This is a genomic window from Methanobacterium sp. (assembly GCA_012838205.1).
Classification (GTDB): Archaea; Methanobacteriota; Methanobacteria; order Methanobacteriales; family Methanobacteriaceae; genus Methanobacterium.
Map to the genome: position 1 here is coordinate 25001 of DUPR01000017.1, position 22139 is coordinate 47139.

At 37.9% G+C, this 22139-nt stretch carries 26 protein-coding genes; 5 read left to right on the plus strand and 21 right to left on the minus strand.

All coding sequences use genetic code 11. The annotated features are described in order from the left end of the window. Positions 1-38: 38 nt before the first annotated feature. The 3 genes from GXZ72_02560 to GXZ72_02570 form a co-directional block, all read right to left on the minus strand. Complete coding sequence (locus GXZ72_02560) at positions 39-1103, minus strand: AI-2E family transporter (GenBank protein ID HHT18428.1); 1065 nt, start codon at positions 1101-1103, stop codon at positions 39-41. An 85-nt stretch (positions 1104-1188) separates the two neighbouring features. Continuing rightward, positions 1189-1986 (minus strand): dihydroorotate dehydrogenase electron transfer subunit, encoded by a 798-nt coding sequence (locus tag GXZ72_02565; protein ID HHT18429.1) that lies wholly within the window; start codon positions 1984-1986, stop codon positions 1189-1191. A gap of 69 nt (positions 1987-2055) precedes the next feature. Further along, the gene (locus GXZ72_02570; protein ID HHT18430.1) at positions 2056-2961 is read right to left on the minus strand and encodes a dihydroorotate dehydrogenase; all 906 of its coding nucleotides are present in this window, start codon (positions 2959-2961) and stop codon (positions 2056-2058) included. Between the two features lie 115 nt (positions 2962-3076). Between GXZ72_02570 and GXZ72_02575 the strand changes: the two genes are divergently transcribed. Then, the gene (locus GXZ72_02575; GenBank protein HHT18431.1) at positions 3077-4285 is read left to right on the plus strand and encodes an ATP-binding protein; all 1209 of its coding nucleotides are present in this window, start codon (positions 3077-3079) and stop codon (positions 4283-4285) included. Between the two features lie 141 nt (positions 4286-4426). Then, entirely contained in the window at positions 4427-5101 is a 675-nt protein-coding gene (locus tag GXZ72_02580) for a fibrillarin-like rRNA/tRNA 2'-O-methyltransferase (GenBank protein ID HHT18432.1), read from the plus strand. A 184-nt stretch (positions 5102-5285) separates the two neighbouring features. Here GXZ72_02580 and coaBC read toward each other — a convergent pair whose 3' ends face one another. The 15 genes from coaBC to GXZ72_02655 all read right to left on the minus strand — a co-directional run bounded on the left by coaBC (position 5286) and on the right by GXZ72_02655 (position 17431). Beyond that, entirely contained in the window at positions 5286-6443 is a 1158-nt protein-coding gene (gene coaBC / locus GXZ72_02585) for a bifunctional phosphopantothenoylcysteine decarboxylase/phosphopantothenate--cysteine ligase CoaBC (GenBank protein ID HHT18433.1), read from the minus strand. Positions 6444-6491: 48 nt separating this feature from the next. After that, the gene (locus GXZ72_02590; GenBank protein HHT18434.1) at positions 6492-6992 is read right to left on the minus strand and encodes a transcription elongation factor NusA; all 501 of its coding nucleotides are present in this window, start codon (positions 6990-6992) and stop codon (positions 6492-6494) included. 462 nt (positions 6993-7454) lie between these two features. Next, entirely contained in the window at positions 7455-7985 is a 531-nt protein-coding gene (locus tag GXZ72_02595) for a hypothetical protein (protein HHT18435.1), read from the minus strand. Between the two features lie 250 nt (positions 7986-8235). Next, the gene (locus tag GXZ72_02600; GenBank protein ID HHT18436.1) at positions 8236-8880 is read right to left on the minus strand and encodes a hypothetical protein; all 645 of its coding nucleotides are present in this window, start codon (positions 8878-8880) and stop codon (positions 8236-8238) included. Then, positions 8873-9682, minus strand: a complete 810-nt coding sequence (gene pheA, locus GXZ72_02605; GenBank protein ID HHT18437.1) for a prephenate dehydratase — start codon at positions 9680-9682, stop codon at positions 8873-8875. The genes GXZ72_02600 and pheA overlap by 8 nt, the downstream gene beginning before the upstream one ends. 68 nt (positions 9683-9750) lie before the next feature. Further along, positions 9751-10899 (minus strand): RNA ligase, encoded by a 1149-nt coding sequence (locus GXZ72_02610; GenBank protein HHT18438.1) that lies wholly within the window; start codon positions 10897-10899, stop codon positions 9751-9753. A gap of 84 nt (positions 10900-10983) precedes the next feature. Continuing rightward, positions 10984-11802: a CBS domain-containing protein gene (locus GXZ72_02615; GenBank protein HHT18439.1), complete on the minus strand. Its 819-nt coding sequence runs from the start codon at positions 11800-11802 to the stop codon at positions 10984-10986. Positions 11803-11820: 18 nt separating this feature from the next. Next, the gene (locus tag GXZ72_02620; GenBank protein ID HHT18440.1) at positions 11821-12660 is read right to left on the minus strand and encodes a CBS domain-containing protein; all 840 of its coding nucleotides are present in this window, start codon (positions 12658-12660) and stop codon (positions 11821-11823) included. Between the two features lie 38 nt (positions 12661-12698). Then, on the minus strand, positions 12699-13640 hold the full coding sequence (locus GXZ72_02625; protein ID HHT18441.1) for a CBS domain-containing protein: 942 nt from the start codon (positions 13638-13640) through the stop codon (positions 12699-12701). Between the two features lie 128 nt (positions 13641-13768). After that, positions 13769-14590: a CBS domain-containing protein gene (locus GXZ72_02630; GenBank protein ID HHT18442.1), complete on the minus strand. Its 822-nt coding sequence runs from the start codon at positions 14588-14590 to the stop codon at positions 13769-13771. Between the two features lie 2 nt (positions 14591-14592). Further along, entirely contained in the window at positions 14593-15153 is a 561-nt protein-coding gene (locus tag GXZ72_02635; protein HHT18443.1) for a CBS domain-containing protein, read from the minus strand. Positions 15154-15164: 11 nt separating this feature from the next. Then, the gene (locus GXZ72_02640) at positions 15165-15818 is read right to left on the minus strand and encodes a 7-carboxy-7-deazaguanine synthase QueE (protein HHT18444.1); all 654 of its coding nucleotides are present in this window, start codon (positions 15816-15818) and stop codon (positions 15165-15167) included. A gap of 61 nt (positions 15819-15879) precedes the next feature. Beyond that, complete coding sequence (locus GXZ72_02645) at positions 15880-16362, minus strand: 6-carboxytetrahydropterin synthase QueD (protein HHT18445.1); 483 nt, start codon at positions 16360-16362, stop codon at positions 15880-15882. A 60-nt stretch (positions 16363-16422) separates the two neighbouring features. Then, a complete protein-coding gene (locus tag GXZ72_02650) occupies positions 16423-16995 on the minus strand; it encodes a DUF366 family protein (GenBank protein ID HHT18446.1) in 573 nt (190 codons plus the stop codon). 49 nt (positions 16996-17044) lie between these two features. Continuing rightward, positions 17045-17431: a DUF296 domain-containing protein gene (locus GXZ72_02655; GenBank protein ID HHT18447.1), complete on the minus strand. Its 387-nt coding sequence runs from the start codon at positions 17429-17431 to the stop codon at positions 17045-17047. A 33-nt stretch (positions 17432-17464) separates the two neighbouring features. Between GXZ72_02655 and GXZ72_02660 the strand changes: the two genes are divergently transcribed. Together GXZ72_02660 and GXZ72_02665 are read left to right on the plus strand one after the other, a co-directional pair. After that, positions 17465-18487, plus strand: coding sequence for a DNA polymerase subunit beta (locus GXZ72_02660; protein HHT18448.1), 1023 nt, complete (start codon positions 17465-17467; stop codon positions 18485-18487). 70 nt (positions 18488-18557) lie between these two features. Then, positions 18558-19844, plus strand: a complete 1287-nt coding sequence (locus GXZ72_02665) for a homoserine dehydrogenase (GenBank protein ID HHT18449.1) — start codon at positions 18558-18560, stop codon at positions 19842-19844. 35 nt (positions 19845-19879) lie between these two features. Here GXZ72_02665 and GXZ72_02670 read toward each other — a convergent pair whose 3' ends face one another. Further along, positions 19880-20203, minus strand: a complete 324-nt coding sequence (locus tag GXZ72_02670; GenBank protein HHT18450.1) for a cupin domain-containing protein — start codon at positions 20201-20203, stop codon at positions 19880-19882. An 82-nt stretch (positions 20204-20285) separates the two neighbouring features. After that, positions 20286-20789 carry a hypothetical protein gene (locus GXZ72_02675; protein ID HHT18451.1) on the minus strand — a complete coding sequence of 168 codons (504 nt, stop codon included), beginning with the start codon at positions 20787-20789 and terminating at the stop codon, positions 20286-20288. Positions 20790-21035: 246 nt separating this feature from the next. Here GXZ72_02675 and GXZ72_02680 point away from each other — a divergent pair, with 246 nt between their 5' ends. Continuing rightward, the gene (locus GXZ72_02680) at positions 21036-21317 is read left to right on the plus strand and encodes a hypothetical protein (GenBank protein HHT18452.1); all 282 of its coding nucleotides are present in this window, start codon (positions 21036-21038) and stop codon (positions 21315-21317) included. A gap of 77 nt (positions 21318-21394) precedes the next feature. Here GXZ72_02680 and GXZ72_02685 read toward each other — a convergent pair whose 3' ends face one another. Then, positions 21395-22051: a DUF5612 domain-containing protein gene (locus tag GXZ72_02685; protein HHT18453.1), complete on the minus strand. Its 657-nt coding sequence runs from the start codon at positions 22049-22051 to the stop codon at positions 21395-21397. Positions 22052-22139: the final 88 nt, after the last annotated feature.

A 22139-nucleotide genomic window follows, 5' to 3' on the forward strand; every position in this document is an offset into this window, starting at 1 on the left:
GATAAAAACAGGATTTTTTTTAGTTCTTAATTAAGTTGCTATTTATCTGCATCATTTTCTTTTTCAACGTCTTTAGACTCTTTATAAGCCAAAACAGCAGCATAAGCCACTCCCAAAACCAATGGTCCGATAATAAATCCAACCAAGCCCAATAGCAATGGTCCGCATATGAATCCCAAAAGGAATATCATAGGGTGTATGTCTGCATATTTACCTGAAATCTGAGGCCTCAAGTACATGTCCAACACACTAAGAGCTATGCTTAAAATAACAACTAGAATTAATCGGATGAAATTGCCATGAATTATGTCATAAATGGCTACAGCACCATAAGTAGGCCAATGACCTACAAAAGGCATTACTTGACAAAATCCAGTTAGAATTCCCAGAAACAAGGAATAAGGATAACCCAACAAGTAAAACCCAATTCCGGAAATCAAACCCACAATCATCGCTGACAAGAAATGTCCAAAGAAGATGCTCTTTAAAACATTATCAACTTCACGGAAGAGATTATCAAAAAACCCCTTCCTATCCTGTGGTATGAAAAAATCAACATAAGCCCATAGTTTATCCCCATCTCTAGCCAAATAAAATGTTGCAACAAAGAAAACAAAAAGTTCCAAAGCTAGATTGGGTAATGACTGCACTAAACCAACCAAGTAAGAAGTGATTCTACTAACAATATCCGAAAAGGCAGCTTCAAAAACACGGGATAATGATCCTAGATAAGGATACACACCAGTTGGGATGTATTGTTGAAATTGTGGGGAATTTTGAATGGAAGAAACTGTAAAGTTTTTAATATTAATTGATTCTGCAGCCGCAACCAGTGAAGGAGCAGACTGTGCAAGGGCTTCAATAGAGTAAAAAAGAATGGCAATTAAAGGAAATATGACCACCACCATGCCCACTGTTATGGCCAGTGAATGGAACTTTATGTAAGGTTGCAGTATCTTGGCTATGGGGCGCACTGCATATGCAAAAACAGCAGCCAGCACAATCATACTTAACATAGGAGTGATAACTAAAAAGGATAAAAAAAGGAGCAATATGATTACAAAGACAGCCGATGTTAAGGTTCCTTTTAGATTATCAATCACAATAATCATTCCACACAGTATTCATAATTAAATACCTTCATAATACCAATAAAGGTTTTCTTAGTAAAACTGGAAATTTTTGATCCTAAAACTGTTTTCTAATACCTGAAGAATCCCGGTGATATTTACCAAACTCAGAAATCATCATCAGCTGATCTCCCCAGAATACAGGGCCTTCAACACATATCCTCCAACCCACATCATCCACACAGCATTGCCCACAAATTCCCAGTGCACACTTCATATAACGCTCAATGGAAAACTGGGTTGGGAGTTGGTATTGGTTGGAGATGTCTAAAAGTTTTTTCATCATAATTTCAGGACCACAAACCACCATCATATCATAATCTTCTTGTTTTATGAGTTTTTCGACAAGTTCAGTGGCAAAACCGCAAAATCCATGACTCCCGTCATCCGTAGTTGCCATTACATTAACTCCAGTGGTATTGAGCCGTTCCTGGAATAAAATTTCTTTTTTTGTAGTGGCTGCAGTGATAACATCCATTTCTACCCCCCTTTTTGATGCTTCATCAGTGAATGCAGCTATGGGTGCCATTCCAATCCCACCCCCTACTGCCAGAACCCTTGAACCTGCAATCTGGAATCCTGTCCCATATGGCCCTCTTAATCCTAAAAGATCATTTTCATGGAGCTTATGAAGTGATTGGGTGAAGGGTCCCACCATCTTAACTGAAACTCCCACTTCATCATTGACTGGATCAATACTGGAAATGGACATGGGTTTTTCATCCTGAAAATTCCATAACATTAAAAACTGACCAGGAGTCTCATCTGTAAATTTCCAGGGGAAATAGAAGGTTTTAACTGTTGGTGATTCTTCAACTATCCTTTTGATTTTTAGTACTTGTGGAAAATGTTTGATATCAGTTTTTAACATAACATATCCTTCCTTTTGTTTAATTGGGTTTTCACCACCTGTGATGGTTTGGGTTTATTTCTGATGTGCCAGTCCCACCATCTCATCCACCCGCTGGTAACCTTTACGCATCATGAATTTCTCCAAATCACTTGTTATTTCCCTGAAAACTTCCAGTCCATGGTACATAACTGCAGTACCCACTTGCACGCAGCTAGCTCCAGCATATAAGAATTCAACTACATCTTGGTAATTCATTATACCCCCCACTCCCATTATTGGCAGATTAACTGCTTGATGAACTTGATAAACACATCTTAAGGCCACTGGTTTTATGGCAGGCCCTGACATTCCACCGAAACGGTTTGAAAGAATGGGATTAGCTGTTTCTAAATCGATTCGCATCCCAGGTCCCAGGGAATTTATTAAGGTTAAGGCATCAGCCCCGCCACTTTCAGCAGCACGAGCAATTTCCACAATATCAGTGACATTAGGAGTTAATTTGACTATCACTGGAGATTTAACTGATTTTTTAACAGCTTCAACTATCCGAATAGTTAAATTAGGATCTTGGCCAATTGCTGCCCCGCATCCTTCCATGGCATGGGGGCAGGACACGTTGAGTTCCAAGGCATCCACTAATTTATCCACCTTACTGGCGATTTGGGAGAACTCTTCAGGTGTGGAACCATATATTGATGCGATTTGCGGAACATTTCCATCAAGTTTCTTTAATTCTTCCGTGAAAATATCCACTCCTGGATTTGATAAACCTATGGCATTTATTATGCCCCCTTCCACATCTACAGTGGTAGGGTTGGAGTATCCCTTGTTAGGTTCCAATCCAAATGATTTCGTAACTACAGCACCAACTCCACTCCTTGATGCCCAGTTAAGTGATGAAGCTGTGCTTCCAAGAACCCCAGCAGCTAGTGCAGTTGGATTTTTCATTTTCATCTGGCATATTTCTACTTCCAGCATGATTACACCCTTAAATGGAAAATTAAATCCATGTTATCATTTATATAGAATTTTTTTTTCAAATAATCTTTTAATTTTGGAAGGTTTAAATCATTTTAAATACACATTAAATTCTATGAAGTGTTATATTGTTAGTTGTTTTGCAGGCTTCATGGCCTTAGATGAAGATTTTAACCTCCTGGATTATGAACTTTTCCCAAATTCAGATCTCCTAAAAAAATGGGTTGAAATGCAAGAAAAATCTATCAGTTTTGAAGAAACCCATCTTTTAGACAAAATAGGCAAAAGATGTGATGAAATCATTGTTGAAACTGATAAAAGCAGCTATCACTACCGTAACCTTAAATATCATTCCAAATTGAGTTTTAAAATCCCCAGTAAAGGGGGAGACTATTTAAGATCAAACTTGGATGAAGTTCTTCTTGAAACTGGATTTTTAAATACAAAAAATGAACTTAAAGATATCATCCGACAATTATCAATGCAGATAACTGAAATAAAACTTAAAGAGTCTTCTGAGTCCGATGATCTCCTCCTTATCCAAGCTATCCATTCAGTTGAAGAGTTGGAAGAATCTGAAGTAAAATTGGTGGAGAGGATCAGAGAATGGTATCCGATCCACTTCCCAGAACTGGATCAGGTGAGTGACCATTCACAGTATGTAGAGTTAGTTTCGAAGTATGGGACCCGTGATGCTATTATAAATTCAGGATCACTTGATTTTGACGAGGATTCCTGGGTTAGTCTAGGTGCAGAATTATCAAAAACTGATTTGGAGGTGATCAGGGGATTTGCCCAGACAATTGAATCCATGCAAAAATCTAAAAAATCCATTGCTAACTATGTTGACCAAAAAATGGAAGAAATGGCACCCAACCTACGGGACCTCACAGGACCATCACTTGGTGCTAAGATTATAGCGCATACTGGAGGGATTCGGAGATTAGCGCTTTTACCTTCCAGTACAGTACAGATTTTAGGAGCAGAGAAGGCGCTTTTCCGCCACTTAAAGACTGGTGAGAAACCCCCAAAACATGGACTGATCTACCAGCACCCAGATGTTCGTGGCTCCCGGTGGTGGATTCGGGGAAAAGTTGCCAGGGCACTAGCCGGTAAGATAAGTTTGGCCGCGCGTAAGGATTATTTCTCCGGAGAATATGATCCTTCAATTAAAGAAGGATTCCAAATTAAACTGGAAGAAATCAAAAAATCAAATCCTTTCCCTAAAAGAACGGGAAAATCAGAAAAGAAGAAAAAACAGGGAAAAAAAAGGAAAAGAAAAAAGGATAAATTTCGGTATAATAAGGGAGATTACTCTTACTGAATTATAGATTATTTAATGAGTCAGAAGATACCATGAAAAATTCAGGACCCCCTGAAAGTTTTTAAGTAAACTCTTATATCATCTGAATTAAAAAAAATGATTTGCAGAAATTTTTAGGAATAATTTTAGAGGAATAAAAAAATGGAAGATAGGCAAATATTAACTGAATTTACCGGAATATATGAACTGGACGGCCACTTAGCCACTTGCAATCTCAACCCAGGAGTAAGGGTTTATGGAGAGAAACTGGCCGAATGTGAGGATACTGAATGCCGTTTATGGGAGCCTCGCCGTTCAAAACTGGCTGCAGCCATACTTAAAGGGTTGGAAAAGTTTCCAGTAAAAGTAAATTCCAAAATTCTGTATTTAGGAGCTTCTGCAGGTACTACCCCCTCTCATCTCTCGGACATAGTCACAGAGGGTATGATTTACTGTGTTGAGTTCTCACCCCGCATGATGAGGGAGCTTTTAAATGTTTGCCGTGGTCGGGAAAACATGATACCGCTCCTGGAAGATGCCAGCAAACCACACAACTACCGGGGATTACTGGAGAAGGTGGACATCCTCTACTCTGACGTTGCCCAACCTAACCAAACTAGAATATTCATGGATAACATGAGAATGTATCTAAAAGAAGAGGGTCAAGGCATATTTATGATAAAAGCCAGGAGTATTGATGTAACCCGTAAACCTCGGCAAATATTCCGTGAAGAAGCATCTAAGTTAAAAGAACATGGCTTTAGGGTTTTAGATAAAGTGGATTTGGATCCTTATGAGAAGGACCACCGCTGTCTGGTTTGTGAATTTGCTTTTTAAATTAAAAAAAATAGTTTTATCACTTAAAGAAGAACTTAGGTCTTTGATTTTTTTATCCATAATAAGGAAATGTACAGCCATTTACACTTAACTTTTATCAAATTAAAATAAATTTTTTTGAAAAACTAATACTAAAAAACGGGAAATGAGTAAAACAACCAGTTAAATTACCTTTTAATAAAATTTACTCAAATATTTTAAGGAATTTTTCCACGATTCTGTCAACAACTAATGATGCTATTTCTTCTTTGGTGCTTTGAGGAATATCCAACACTTCGTCATCAACCAACACCACTTTGTTCTGGTCCGAACCGAATCCTGCTCCTTCTACTGCCACATCATTAGCCACCATCAAGTCGGCATCAGCCTCTTTCAACCGCAAACCGGCAGATTTCACTAGTTCTTCTTGAGAAACGTCATATTCTGCCTTGAAACCCACTAAAAATATATTTGGGTTGTATTTCTTTGCTTTATTAATTATTTTAGGAGCTGGTTTTAATTTTAGGGAGAGCTTACGCTTTGATGATATCTTGGATTCCTGTTTGTCCAATGTGAAATCAGACACTGCTGCTGCAGCTATGAAAATATCCTGATCAACAAGAATTCTTTCAAGTTCACTCTGCATCTGATAGGAAGATTCCACCTTGATTTGGTTAAAAACAGTAGGAACAGCCACATCCATCTTTCCAGTTACCAGGGTTACATCAGCACCCCTGCGGAAGGTTTCTTTGGCCAATTCCAACCCCATTTTACCAGAACTGCGATTGGTTATGCCCCTAACTGGATCAATCTCTTCATAAGTTCCACCAGCACTTACCAGAACCTTTTGACCAACTAAATCTCCTGATGAGGTGGATTTCTGAACATGGAGCAAAATGTCATCAATAGAAGGGAATTTAGCCTTATTTTCCTCCTCAAGAGGTTGGATGAAAATAATTCCCTCTTTTTTGAGTTTTTGAATATTTTCATGAACAGCCCGGTGCATGGACTGGTGCATGGAGGGAACAAAAATAATAGGTGTCCCGTAGCCACTAGCAGTTACTAGAAGAGTGTTAATAGGGTTATCCGCAATTTTGTAGGCAAATTTACTTATTACATTGGCTGTTGCCGGGGCTACCAGAATCAGATCTTCAGCTGCAAATTTAACATGTTCTATCTTGCCAGTGAGTTTGGTGACCACTGGTTCCCCTGTGGCAAATTCCAGGGCATTTGGGTTAATAATGTCACAGGCTCCGTCACTCATGAAACACTTAACTTGGAATCCTTTTCTTTTAAGCTCTCTGGCTAGTTTTACAGTTTCAACAGCAGCCACACTACCGGTGACGCAGAGCACAATTCTCATCAGATTTTAACCCCTATTAATTTTCATGTAACTTGTTAAATCCTTTAACTAGTTATTACGGTCAATGACCACCAGTGTTTTCTCACCAGTTAATTCCTGAATTATGCTATTTAAAAGATCCATTTTGGCAGGTAATCGCCGAGCATCCTCCCGTCTAACCCGGATTTTGTATTTTTCTTCCCCATCTTTCCCATAAACTATGTTTATTCCAGAAATACGTGCAGGGGCCAATATATCCGTGGCTACTGCCTTCAAATCAGAGTTTTCTCCAACAACTCTTACTTTTTTCTCCACGGTTTTAGATATTTCCCTGACAATTTTACCACCCTTGCCTATGAGTTTACCCACTTGGCCTTTGTCGGTGATGATAATAACTACATCTCCTATCTCAACAGTTCTTTTAAAACCTATTTTACCATCACCCACACGGTAGAGGATTTTTGCAATGTCCAAGTCAAGTTGACTTATTTCTCCGCTTTTTATTTTATTCTCACAACCTTGACATAACATTCCGCTCTTTAAACAGACATCGCATATTGGCAATACCATTCTCAATTCCTCCTTATTATATTATGTGGATAATCCTAAAGGTCAATTAAGACACAATGAATTATTATAAACCTTCACACAGCTTGTTTCATCATATTTATCAACCAATCCAGTTGAAATTTGTAGGTATTAGAATTGTTCTGTATCATTTGATGATAATAATAAGTTAAACTAACCTAAATAGTATTTAACCTAAAATTTCGGATTTCACATGAAGGCGAACTTAATTACCCCACAGGATTCAATAAAATAAAAGCAGATTTATTGACTTTCCGTCCACTATTCTGCCCTGTGAAGATAATAGTAATATCAGTTATATTGTCTCAAGTTTAACATATAAAATTTTTGCATAACTACATTACTTCTATTTAAATATAAAACTGCCCTTTATTATAAAAATAAAACTGTTTATTATTTATAAAAAGGAATAGGGAAGAATTATAAAATAATATGACAATTCAACTAGGATAATCTGAATGTGTTAATTATTAGGTCAAAATTTGCATTTTGACCATCATAATCTTCTGCCCTGGCACTGCAAAGTATTACGTAGATGTTTCTATCTTTTTGTAACCATACTGCCCGATATTTCTTCTTCACACCTGATTCTGAAGAGATGTAAACAGTTTCATATGCTTGGTCATTGTTTAGAGTGAAATTTCCCACTGAAACCTTGGTTTTGCCTGTGTTGTTGAAGAATTTTAAATAATTCTGTTCATAGGCTGTTTGAAGACTGTAATAATTAGTGTTATTATATTCCTGGATGACCACAGAAGTAGTGGGTTTTCCATTGACTATGGTCTGGGGATCTCCCACAGCAGCGATTCCCCCAGTTGAATTGACCTTTGCCACTCCCCATGATTGAGGGTATTGGAAGAATATGCCCGATTTGGTGAAATTGTTGGTCTGGTTTGCTTTTCCATCATTGATGCATCCTGAAACCAAGACCACCATGAAAATGGTAAATAGTATTACTGGGAGAATTTTATTCATTAAAATCACCTTTTTACTCTATTGATGAAAACTAATTATTATATATCTTCAAATCATTGAATTACATTGTTTATATTGCTCATTTTCGTTAATTTCATATCTAAATATAGCAATCCATATAATGGACGGTTTTTTTTAAAATTGAGGATTAACTCTCTTGGTATCAATTTTGATTCTGTAGGTTCATTTAATGGACAAAAATGTTTTATTGTCAGGTATCAGTACTAGGCGTCGGTGCAGGTGGTTTAGGTTAAGGTTGGGGTTTAGGTTCAGGTTCAGGTGGTTTAGGTTCAGGTTCAGGTGGTTTAGGTTTAGGTTTAGGTTGGGGTTTAGGTTCGGGTTTAGGTGTTTGAGGATTTGTGGAGGTTGGAGTATTATTAATGGTAGAAGTGTAGTTGGTTGTAATGATAGTGGTATTATTGGCTACTGGTGGGAATGCACTGTCATTAACCAGCATGGGAACTGAAGATACTTCAGAGGGTTTATTTATAAGCAAGGATCCCATGGATGTTCCCACTATAAATGCCAGGGCAATAAAGGCAATTAAACTAATCTTGGCCCTATTACCCAGCCATCCCTTAGAAGGTATTTCTCTACCTTTAATGGAATCATGGTTGGTAATATATTTTTTAATCATTTCCTCTTTTTCAGCTTCTTCAGCTTGTTTTTTTCTTTCATTTTCCTGGTCTGACCAGTAATCAAGAGTTTTTTCAGACCCCATTCTACCTTGCATCCTGCGCACTCTTTCTGCTACTTGCAAGGTTTCCAATTCCTGCCCTATGTCTCTTTTACGGGCGAAATATTCCTTTTTAGAAATATTGCCATTATTATAATCATTTTCAAGCTCTTGTAACTGTTTATTGAGCTTTTTTCTATCTGAAATTATTTTAATCATCTCCTTCTTGAGGATATGATCCCAAAATCTTTATGTATCCTACCTTTGATCTTATCCTATTTATAACATTCACAACTTTTAAATCACTATGATGACCCTCTAAATCCACAAAGAAGATGTAGCTTCCCAGTTTTTCCTTTGATGGTCTGGATTCTATCTTGGTTAAATTAATTTTTTCCCTGGCAAATTCGCCCAATATCTCATAAAGACCACCAGGACGGTCGTTAGATAAACATAAAACTAAAGATGTTTTGTCCCTGCCAGTGGGAACGTGGTCTTCATGATCAATGACCACAAAACGAGTCATGTTACTTTCATGGTCTTGGATATCTTCAGCAGCGATTTTAAGCCCATACAAAGTTGCTGCTCTACGAGTTCCAATGGCAGCCACATTTTTTTTGTCTTTTATGATCTCTGATGCTTCAGCAGTGCTTCTTGTTGCTTGTGTCCGAACCCCCATTTTCTCCAAAAACATACGACACTGAGATAATGGCTGGTAATGGGAGTATACCATTTTCAAGTCGTTTAAATCGGTTCCAGAGTTAATAAGTAGGTTAAGGCTAATGGGGATTATTATTTCCCCTTTAATTTTCAGGAGATATTGATGGGCAAGAAGATCTAGGGTTACACCAACTGAACCTTCAATGGAATTTTCAATAGGAACAACACCAACATCAACTTCTTTTTTATGAACTGCACGAAAAACATCAGGTATTGTGGCATATGGCACTAGTTCTCCCCCTATAGTGGATGCTGCTTCTTCGGTGAAAGTCCCTGTGGGGCCTAAAAATCCTATTTTCATAATATATTCCCATGAACTGTTATTGGATTATCTAATTGACAACTATGAAAGTAATATTAAATTAGTGGTTAATATAATCCACCATGGAGATAATTATTTACTCTATCATTGGTGGACTGGTGTATTCTCCTTATGACTGCTTTACCATCTTTAATCTCCACTAATTTAGCCATAACCTTCAAATCCCGGAGGTGACGGATAAATTCCTCTGCTTCATTTTCACTACCCACCTCAATTACCAGATCCTCTGCTGCAATTTCGCCTTTTTTAACTCTTTTAATTGTTTCCAACATTGGATATAGTATTGATTCACCTATCCTGAAAGCTCTTTCTGAGAGTTCATCTGTAGATTCAGACATTTCATAGGCTTGGAATCCTTCCCGAATTATCCTGCTGAAAAGAAAAGCTTGAGCCAAATCAAATGGATAACTCAAAGCATATTCCAGTTCTGATGCTTGTGCCTGAGATGAAGTGTATTTTAAAGGTTCCAACTGCATCATTGGATCTTTCATTACCACGCCCTCCCTATTATTAGCACCTAAATCTCGAACAATCTCCATGATCGTTTCGGGGGCTTCGTCAACTGGAAATATCCCCATCAGACGGACTGGTTCCAGTCCGTATTCTTTGAGTAAGTTTCTCTTTTCCATCACAGTAAGTGGGTTGTTGGTTTGTTTTTCCCTTAAATCAAAGATTCTGAAACCTAATTTCCCAATCTCCGGATAATAATGAGACACATATGGATTTAACGTGCCCACCATTTCTCCACATATCACCATTTCCGGATTTTCTTGGAAAAAATCATCTAAATAGAGTATTTCTGTTGCTTTACGAGTGGTGTAAGGACAAATATAACCGCCCCGGGTTAAGGCTATTATTTGTTGATCTACCTGAGCTATACGAACATTGTATCCATTCATCTTCTCTTCAACAGCCACTTCTTTAGGGAAATGTTTCTTCAATGCTGGTTGTAAAAGGAGTGTTCTTCTAATCTTTGGGAAACCTCTTATAATGTGAATATTTCCCTTGTCAATTACCAGTGTCCCGGATTCAATTGGCCCCAAATCTTTTTTGAACTGGATTGCATCAAGATCATGTTTCTGGTACTTTTTTATAATTCCTTTCCAGTATGCTTCTTCTAATTTCTGAGAAGATATGTTCAGAAGTTTTGAAACCTTTTCCTGAGTTAGTAGATTGGGGATGTTTTTTTCGCGCATAATTAATTGTCTAAAGTCTGATATCTATTTAAAAAAAAGAAAAATGGGGATAAGCCCCTATATCATTTATTGGGATGATTTTTTTTAGACTTTTTCCAGTTCCACTATCAGTTTCAAAAAGTCAGTTTTGGTGATTATCCCGGTCATGCCCTGATCACCGGCCACTGGAAGTCCACTGAAATTATTATCCAACATAATCATTGCTGCATCGGATACTGGAGTTTCTTCAGATATGGTTTTCACATTTTGAACCATAACATCCTCCACCAGTAAGTTACGTATCCTGGCTGGTTTGTACTTATCTGGAACTACTTTACGGAAGGACATCATTGCCAAGGCTATATCTTTAGCTGTAATCATTCCCTGGAGTTCACCGTTTTCAGTTACCGGGATTCTGCCAATTTTTTTATCAATTATAATTCTTCTAGCGTGCACAAGCCTATCTTGTGGTTCAATAGTTGTTAAATCTTTGTTCATCCTTTCGTTCACGGGGATTTCGTTAAAAGGCTTTCCTTGACATGTTTCCAGAAAGTCACTTTTGGTGATCATTCCCACGATGTCTCCAGATTCAACTACAATTAATCCACCAATACCATTTTCCAACATAGTTTCAGCAGCAGTAGGTAGTGCTTGGTTGGGTTCGGCAGTTAAGGGTTGAGGAGTCATAACAGTGGACACATGGAAGTGTGATGGTGACAGGTTACCATATTTTGATGATCCAAGCCTTAATGCAATATCTTTTTCTGTTATTATACCCACTATTTCTTTTTTGTGATTTTGGTTGGTGTTTATAACTGGTAGTCGGGATATTTTGTGTTTTTTCATTAATTTAAATGCGTCATGAATGTTTTGGTCTTTATCAACCACTACCACATCTTTGGCCATTATATCTTTGACATGCATTTTTATTATCCCCTTTATTTATTGTATTCCTCTGATAATATCGGTTTTTGTGATTATTCCAACTAATTCATCTTTATTCAAAACTGGAATACCACTTAGATCCTTATTTATCATAATAGTTGCGGCATTAGATGCGTCTTCATCAGGACTGATTGTAATAAGGTCAGTTGTCATTATGTCCCCTGCCGTAACCATTGACACTTCTCTAACATTTCTTTTCTCTTGACCCTCAATTTTGTGGAGGAATGCTATTTTTTCTTGGCTAACCCCAGTTTCAGGGTCTTCTACATTGGCAAATGATATGTTTCCAGAGGTTATTATCCCAACAGGCTCATTATCCCTCATTACTATAACTTTGCCTATTTTGTGATCTTCCATTATGCTAATAACATGACCTATACTGTGGTTTTCATTTACAGTTACTACTTCACTGGTCATGAGTTGTGATACTTTCCATTTTTTGGCGAATTTTTGGCTGTAGAAGTCCATTAGGTCACTTTTAGTTATTATTCCCACTAATTCCCCATTGTCTACAACTGGAAGAGAGCTTATGTTGTTTTTGATCATTTGCTCAACTGCTTCCCTTAGCTCCCTGAAAGGAGTTATGGTTATTGGATGGGATGTCATTACTCTGCGGATTGATATTTTATCTATTGGCCTCCTCTTCCATTGCGGTCCATTCGCCCTCATTTTTCTTATTAAATCTTTTTCAGTTAGGATGCCCACTGGTTTGCCTTCTTGGTCAACCACTAAAATACGGCTGTAACCGTGTTTGAGCATGAGGTTTCGGGCGTGACTTACTTGTTCATTTTCTTTGACTAACACTACGTCCTCGTTCATTACATCCTCGATTTTCATCATGCTGTTCGCCCCTAAAATTTTTTAATAAACCATAACTATGAAATTATGGCTTTTAATATATCACTTTCGGTAATAATTCCTTTTAAATCACCATTTTGTACTACAGGAAGTCCTCCAATGCCTTTATCTTCCATTAAATCGCAGACATCGCCCAAGTGACTCATGGCATTGGCAGTGATCACATCTGACTCCATTATTTCGGTTATGGTTGTGTTGAGAATTTCTTCAGCACTGTTGGTTATCATGTGTTCGAAAGCACTGTTTTTACCCAGAAATTCCAGTATATCCGTTGCAGTGACAATACCCACTATTTTTTCTTTCTCAGGGTGTGGTGTTTTACGCTCTTCACCCACAACCGGGATTCTGCGAAGTTTGTTCCTGACCATGATCTTTGATGCTCCTTCAATGCGTGTTCCCGGAGTGGTGGTAATTACATTTTTTTGCATGTGGTCATCAACAAGCTCATCATTAAGTACCCCGGCCATCAGAAGTACAAAATCTCTTTCGGAAACAATTCCAGCTATTTTATGTTCAGAATCTACTATTGGAAGAGCTCCTACTCCTTTAGTTGTCATTTTTGCCACTGCAGTGTTTATGGAGTCTTTAGTGTTAATGGTTTCAACTTCACGAGTCATAATCATCTTAACTGGTTCGTTTACGGCTGCAGGGAAGTTATCATGATGTTTTTTCTCAAGAATCTTATACTTGTCCCCACCTCCTAAGAAGTCCAGGATATCCATTGAGGTAACTATTCCAAGAAGCTTTTCACTACCAGGATCAGTTATTGGAAGTCTTCTGAACTTGTTTTTCACCATTCTTTCAGCTGCTTCCTTTATTGTGGCTGTTTGAGGTGCGGTTACCACCTTTTTAGTTGCTATGCTCATCACGTCTCCCTCATGTTGGGATGCGTGGGTTTCAAATTCCAATGAACCACGGTCCATTGATTTCACCAAGTTTATGGTTTCTTTTTTTCTCATCTATACACCTCTATTACGAAATAACTTTGAATTATTTTTTTTATAATAATGGGATACATTAAAATTGCTATTTAGATTCTCTAAAATCAGTTCAGCACCCACTTCAGATTTAAAAGATGATGGGCACATCAGTTGAGATACGACCATAAAATATCTTCCCTTGAAACTATACCAATTAGATCGGCTTGTTTAGCTCTTCGGGGTTCTTTTTTAACATATATTGGATTTTTTACAATAGGCAGACGTCCAATATTATATTCCAATAGTATTTCAGCGGCTTCGCGAATGGATGTGCTGGTTATGGCCACAACTGGTGGGGTTCTCATTATTTTTTCCACCAAAACTGACCTTCGGGTCTCATGAGATTGGGATTCACGGCCCATTCGAACATTACCCGATTTGATAATGTCCATTCTGGTGATAATGCCTATAATTTTATTATTTTTAATCACTGGAAGACCAGATACGCCTGAATCACCCATTCTCTTCCAAACATGAGAAATCGGATCATCATGATTGCAAGTGATAACTGAAGAACTCATAATACCTTCAATGGATTCATTCGCAGGTAGTGATCCATTGTAGAGTAATTTCATTATGATATCCGCTACTGTTACTATTCCCACCAGATGCATGTCATCCTGTGACTCCACTACTGGAGCGTATAACGTGCCAGAATTTACAATTTCCTTAATCAGGGAGGTTATATCCATTTCAGGAGTGGTAATCACTAAGGGTTGTTCCATGATCCCCCTGGCATCGATGTTGGATTTGGTTGAAGAGATATTTAACATGTCTCCACGAGTAATAATACCTTCCAAACGGTTCCCAGATACAACAGGAATTGTTCGGAACCCATGTTCCCGGAAAACAGACCTTACTTTAGTGACATGGGTATCCGCAGATACGGTGACAGGATCCGGGGTCATTATTTGTCCCACCGGGTTCAAGATTATTCACCTTCTAATTCGTCCTTGCACTCCTCACACAGGTACTTGCCATCCACTTCATCGAGGTATTCAACATAATTTCCACAAACTTCACAAGCTCCAGGTACGGATTTTTCATTAGAAGAATAATTAATCTGATTTTCCATCCTGGCGTTTTCCACCAGTATTTCAGTCAATTCTGGTGAAACTGTCATAACATCAGTGGAGGTTAAGATACCAACAAGAACTCCATTGTTCACTACTGGCAGCCTTCGGATATTGTTTTTTGCCATGATTCTGGCAGCTTCGTTGAGGTCGCTTCCAGGGTCGATGTTAATGAGATTTTTTGTCATAATCTCCTCGACAGTCATTTTGCTGGCCTGAATATCCTTAGATACAACCTTGCTTATAATATCGCTTTCAGTGACCAGTCCTTCTGGTTCGGAGTTGCTCTTAATAATGAGACTTCCAATACTCTTCTGAGTCATTATAGCCGCGGCTTGGGCTATACTTGTATCAGGGTCTATGGTTATTACACTTGAAGTCATTGCGTCGTGCACAGTCATTTGTGTGTCCATTTCCATCTACATACCTCCTATTTCAGTTTAAGAAGCTTATGAACTTGGGGTATAGTTAAAACGTTTAAATGTTCTCCTGCCTTTTCAGAAATTGCCAGTAACTTCTGATTTTTATCAGCCCAATATTCCAGAGGACTTGAAGGCTGAATAACCAGGGGCAATTTGGACGTAGCAGGGATTTCTCCCATGATTCTAGCTGCTATGGAGCCCACAGTGTCTGTCTGTGTAGAGGGTTGTACTACCAACTTACAGTAAGTATCTATCCCCTCTTCTATTAATATCTTTATGGATTCAATCTCCCTCTTCATTAGAACATCCCAGTTAGAAACTGCCTCATGTTCAGGTAATTTGATATCTAATGAAACATAATCTATTAATTCTGTTAATTTCCTAAGTTCATCAGGTAAAGAGCCATTTGTCTCTAAAAGGACAGGAAAATTACATTTTTCTAAGAAATTCTTAATAAAATCCGCATGTAACAATGGTTCTCCTCCGGTTAGTGAAATAGAATGAAAATCCGGAGTTATAAGTTCATTAACATTTTGACATAACGTTTCAACATCGAATTCATTTCCATAATTCGAATCACGGCTTAAAGGCGTGTCACAATAATTACAGTTAAGGTTGCATCCAGAAAACCTTATAAAGACTTGTCTTCTGCCCAAAAGCATCCCTTCACCCTGAAGACTGGAAAATATTTCAGAAATACGGGCTTTTATATTAAATCCCCCATTATTTAACAATTTTTTCGAAACAAGCCCCTTGACCTATGCCTTCATTCACACAGATCTCCATGGCTTGGATATCTGCCCCTTCCCTGGAGAGGGCTTGGAAAAGTTTTTCTACAAAGTACTCTGACAGTGCTTCAGCAGAAGTAGAAGGTAATGGAAGTAGGCAACAGTCTTCTCTGGGGATTTTGTATTCTTTATCCTTAATAGAAAACTCTACATACTTATCAATATTTTTAAATTCTATTTCTTTGCTATTTTCAGGTACGAGTAGTTTATGATCCAATTTTTTGCATATTTCCCTTACCCGTCCCTTAACTGTTTTAAAGTCCACCACGAATCCAAATTCTCCACCACGTTCCCCCTCAACTGTTACATCCACATGGTAGGAGTGTCCATGTATTCCACCGCAGAACTCGTGACAGGGGATCATGTGCGCAGATGCAAAGCGTAAATTAGCGTGTATTCCGTTAATCACTATTTTCATTTATTAACCTTCTTTTTTTATTATGAAATTTATATAATTCTATTGAATAAAATATATTAATTAAAATACTCTGGTTTTAGCAATATCTTCTTCAATGTCTTCAATCTCATCAATATATGTTTTTGAAACTTTATCTGGGAGTTTAGAAATCATGTCCATGTCTAATTCACCTGAACATTCCAGTAATCCTGTTGTTTTAACATTTTTTGGTGTTCCGGTGGTGGTTAAGTTCATGGCAAAGTGGATCTTCATACTACTAACTGAACATGATGCTACAGAAACAGTTAATTTACCATCATCACAGTAGAGATCATCCCCTTTTCTATGGGTTTTAATACCTATCTCATCTAACAAATCTTGGACAATCATAACCAGAATTCGTTGCCGGTGATAACAAAGCCTCATATCAGCTGGTTGAACATCGAAGTGTTCTACTATAAAATGGATCATTTCATCTGATTTAATCTCCAAACCCATATCTTCATAATCAACCAACTCATCAGACTTGATATCCATTGGCCCTATCCAGTTTACTATACTGGAACCCTTCACCCCAAAGTTCTGGAATGCCCACATTGGTTTTATCTGGCTACCATCATATTTAAGGCCAGGTTCAAGTTTTATCATTTTCACAAAGAATCACCTAAAAAATATTGTACTTTGAAAATCGAAGCAGACCATATTATTCCTCATCCAGAATCACGAGTTCATAAAAGCCTGTATCAGGATCAAATTCTCGTTTAAAAATCTGATCTGACTCTAAAACACATAATTCAACCGTAGTATTCACTGTACTTCCTTCCATGAGATGTCCTCCGGTAACATGCCCATTACCATCAGCAACCGCCAAGTGAATATGAACCCCATTAATAGCCAAGGTCCCAGTGGCAGACACAATTTCCAATGGCCCACTTATGATATTTTTCGTTCCATCAGACATTCTGAGAACTGCTTTATCGAGACTACCCACCATACAGATAATTATCCCTGATTTTAAATTATTCCTGTCCCTGATATCTTCCAAGGACCCTTTGAGGTCTTGGCCAGGTATTAGTCTTTTAACTATCATATTTAATAATGTTGCCTTTCATTAAATTAATGCATGCAAGCCAGAGTTCGAGATTTTATCTACACCAAAGACGATCTTTTCTTTGCTACCACCACCTATCTCCATCCCAATGACAGGATACTTTCATTTTTACGTTACATTCCAGATCCTAATGGAGACAGAACTCTTAATGGTTCAAGATATAGTAAAGTGGACTCAGAACAAGCTTACAATTTTTTAAATGATGGTTTTACAGAATACCTTTTTGATTGTAAGGTTACTGGCGTTGAGATGATGGGCGTCCCCGTGAAAAAAGTAAAAGAGATATTAAGTCCCTCAAAACGTCTGAAAGAGATCATAAATCATCCCAGACCTGATGAACTTCTATTAAAGGTAATCAAAGTCTCCGATATTTTTAGAGAAGAGGCAGGGATTGGGCAGAAACATTTAGGCATCTCTGGATCTGTACTACCTGGCCTGTACAACCAACATGTTTCTGATATTGATTTTGTAGTTTACGGCCTAAAAAATCATCAAAAAGCGATGAAAACCTTTGAATCACTAAAAAATGACAATAATAGTCCTTTAAAACCAATAACAGATGATTATTGGGCCCGCTTATACGTTAAACGTATTAAAGATTCTACTTTGAGTTACGATGAATTCAAATGGTATGAAAAACGTAAAAATAATAGAGGAGTTGTAGATGGCACTTTATTTGACATTTTAGCCACTAGAAAATGGGATGAAATCCAGGGTAAATATGGTGAGGAAACATATGAACCCCATGGTACAGCCCAACTAGAAGCCACAGTAAGTGATGCATTGGCTGCCTTTGACAACCCAGCAGTCTACCAAGTGGAAGATGTGAACATAATAGAAGGCCCAAATGTGCCCATTAAAGAAGTGGCTTCTTACACCCACACTTATTCCGGTCAAGCCAGAGACGGGGAAACGATAATCGCTCAAGGAAAGCTGGAAAAAGTTACCGGCAGAACAACATATTACCGCCTAATTGTAGGAACTACCCGAGAATCTCTGGGAGAATACATTAAATTGAAAAATTTAAAATTATAGAAAAAATTGATACCATCATAATAAACAAAACAGCCAAAAAATATATAAAAAGGGATTGGAAGGAATATCGATGAATGAAACTATTAACATAGGACTTATAGGTTTCGGAACTATTGGAAGTGGTTTTATAGCCACTTTAAACCAGAACACTAATCTTATTGAAGAAAAAGTGCATAAAAAGGTGAAACTAAAACGAGTTGTTGACCTGGATATAACCACTGACCGTGGCGTGGAAGTAGACCATGAAATTTTATCAACCAATGTCGATGACATCTTGGAAGATGATGAAATCGACATTGTCATCGAACTTATTGGAGGTTATCAACCAGCATTAAATTTCATTCTAAAGGCCATGGAAAATGGTAAACACGTGGTAACAGCCAACAAAGCCTTGCTGGCAAAACACTGGCAGGAAATCATAGACTGCGCATCAAAAAACAGGGTTAGAATATGTTTTGAAGCCAGTGTTGGGGGAGGGATTCCCTTACTTGCACCATTAAATGACGGTTTGGCTGCTAACAATATAAAAACGGTTTATGGAATTATCAATGGAACAGCCAATTACATTCTAAGTAAAATGGCTGACGCAGAACTTGATTTTGATGTGGTTTTAAAAGAGGCCCAGCTAATGGGTTACGCAGAACAAGACCCCACCTTCGACATTGAAGGGCATGATACTGCCCAAAAACTCATCATATTGAGCATGCTTAGCTTCGGAGTTTATGTGGAACAAGACAATTTCCATGTGGAAGGCATAACCAAGATCACCCCTGATGACATTAAATTCGCCAGGGAAGAATTAAACTCAGTAGTTAAACTATTAGCCATAGCCCAAATTGATGAGGAAGGCGAACTCGAAATAAGAGTCCATCCAACCCTTGTACCGCAAAATCATTTATTAGCATCGGTTAATAATGTTTTTAATGCAGTTTACATTGTTGGTGATATTGTGGGGCCTGTGCTTATGTATGGGCAGGGTGCAGGCATGATGCCCACTGCCAGTGCCGTGGTGGCAGACTGCATAGACATAATCCAGGATATGAAGAAACCAGCAGAATACGGACCAACACCGGGTAAGGTGAAAAAGATCAAAGACATGTCTGATGTGGAGTCCAAATATTACATGCGAATAACTGCATTAGACAAAACAGGTGTGCTTCACTCCATATCCGGAATTTTAAGCGACCATAATATAAGTATAGAATCTGTGAGCCAGAAAAAAGCCAACCATGGTGAAGCAATCCCAATATTCATGATAACCCATCATTCCCTGGAAAAAAATATGCAAAAAGCCATTCAACTTATTGATAAACTAGATTTCGTTAAAGAAGAAACCCTGATTATTAGACTACTTTAAAAAAAGGTAAAACAATAAAAAAAAATGGGATTTGATCATGACCTGATCATGGTTAGAATCATTTTATACCTTTCAATGGCAAGTAAGGCATGGGGTTCATCAGCCGGCATTATAATCATATCACCCTTCTCCAAGATGTACTTTTTACCGGAAATGATTATCTCTGCCTTCCCATCAATTATTTGCACCATTGCATCATACGGAGCCGTGTGTTCACTTAATCCTTCTCCTTTATCAAAAGCGAAAATGGTTACAGTACCAGTTTCTTTACGGATTATTTCTCTACTAACAACTGCGCCTTCCTGATAGTCAAGCAACTCTTCCAAATATATGACAACTGATTTCAGTTCATCTGACATTTTACATTCACCTCATAATATATACCATGAAATTTTATTTTTTATCTTCATTCTAACATATTTAATGAGCTTTTTTCCATTTTCAACCTTCTTCCATGAACTCAATTAATGTTTGAAGATAGCCAAAGAAGTTTAAGATTGCATCGGCATAGTCCCTGGCATCATCCACATCGTTTACATCATAATCTTTTTTGGACAAAACATCATCAAACCGAGCCTCAATATCTTCTTTAATGGAGCTTAAAATGAAATTCATTAGATGGTTCAGATTTTCCGATTTAACTGCCTGGTCAGCCATGTTGATAATGGGTTCTCCTTTTATCTGGGTGGGTTTGAGTCCGGTGTAGGATATGCCTCTGCCTTTTAGATGCAATCTAACTGCAGTTTCAAAAAACCAATAGTCAGCTAGTTCTGCAGCAGCACCCGATAGTTCCCTAACCACGATAGTTCTCTCAAAGGCGTCCTTTAACTCATCTTCATATTTTTCCTTGATAAAAGGAATCACATAATTAATGTTTTCCATCTCCAGAGCCTCTTCGGCAGATTTAACAACCAGCCCATCCATGCGATCACAGTGGAGTGCCATGTTTTTTCACCTCTCCATAATAATACCAGGAATCTTTGGAAATTATCCGAATAGCTTACCAATTTCATGTGTATCCAGATAATCCCTGTTTAATAGTGGATCATAATTATTCTAATCCAACAAGTGTAGGTAAATATTTATTGTGAATCACTATTTAATTAATTCCAATCTATCCCATAAATCTATGATTCTGAACAGACAGATAATATAATATAAATTTATGAACATATTATAACTGGTGATATCATGGATGAAAAAACTGAAAAACTCCTGAAAAAGTGTGAAACTGTTGAAGACACCAGTATTTTGGGTGTTTGCAAAGGCCTGTTGAATATGATGGCTGAAAAAGACGTGGTGATCGAGGATAAGGAAGGGCAAACTTATCTGGAGATGGCTGAAAATCTCAAACCCAGCGATGTGTCACAAGTGTTGCAATTAGCACTTAAAGTCCGGGAAAGTGGGGACATTACCGACGTTGACCTAAAAAATGAAGCAAGCCGACTCATCAGAGCCATTGAAATGAGTTAAAATCATCCGAAAACTAAAATTAAGGGGAGAAAACTTTTTCCTTTAAAATAAATACCCTTTTTTTGCCCTATTTATCTTCAAAATATCCTTTTTCCTAATTTTTTAATATCGAATATGGCTGTGTCTGCCACTGCCATCACCGCCATCACCCCTGCCTGTATAGGGTCGGTGACCACTAAGTCTGCCTCTTTTGTAACGCTTCCTGGCATGTTGAGGCTGATGATAAATACTTCATGGTTTTTCTTAATCTCTTTAATAGCCTCAGTTATTTTCCCACCCATTAAAGATCCAGCTAACACTAGCGCCCCCACCCTTGGAAGTCTTCCAACGGCAGATACGGCTTCTTTAAGGTTTTCTTCACCTACAAGGGGGATGGTGTCTACGCTAATATGTTCTCCTCTGATGTTATGACGATCTGACTCAGTAATGGCCCCTTGAGCAACCATGGCTACTTGTGCACCGCCACCAATGATAATAATTCTCTTACCATATATTTCGTGTAGTGAAAGACATTCTTCAACGCTTATCACGGCTTCTAAACTCCTAACAGTGTCCATGAATTCTTTCACATTTTTCACAGATTCTAACTCCATGTAAACGGATGTATGGTCTTTATCCTCAAGAAAAAGGTGAGTGTAAGTTATGTTAATCCCACAAAGAGATGTTATCTCAGTTATGTCTCGTAAAACCCCTGGCCGGTTTAGGGCCTTGATGTTTAAGGCAATTTCACCCATCAGTGTGTCTCCTAAAGATTCCAATTGAAGTATTCTATTTTTTATTAAATTCACAATCCTAAATTAAACTATCGATTGTGGGATTAAA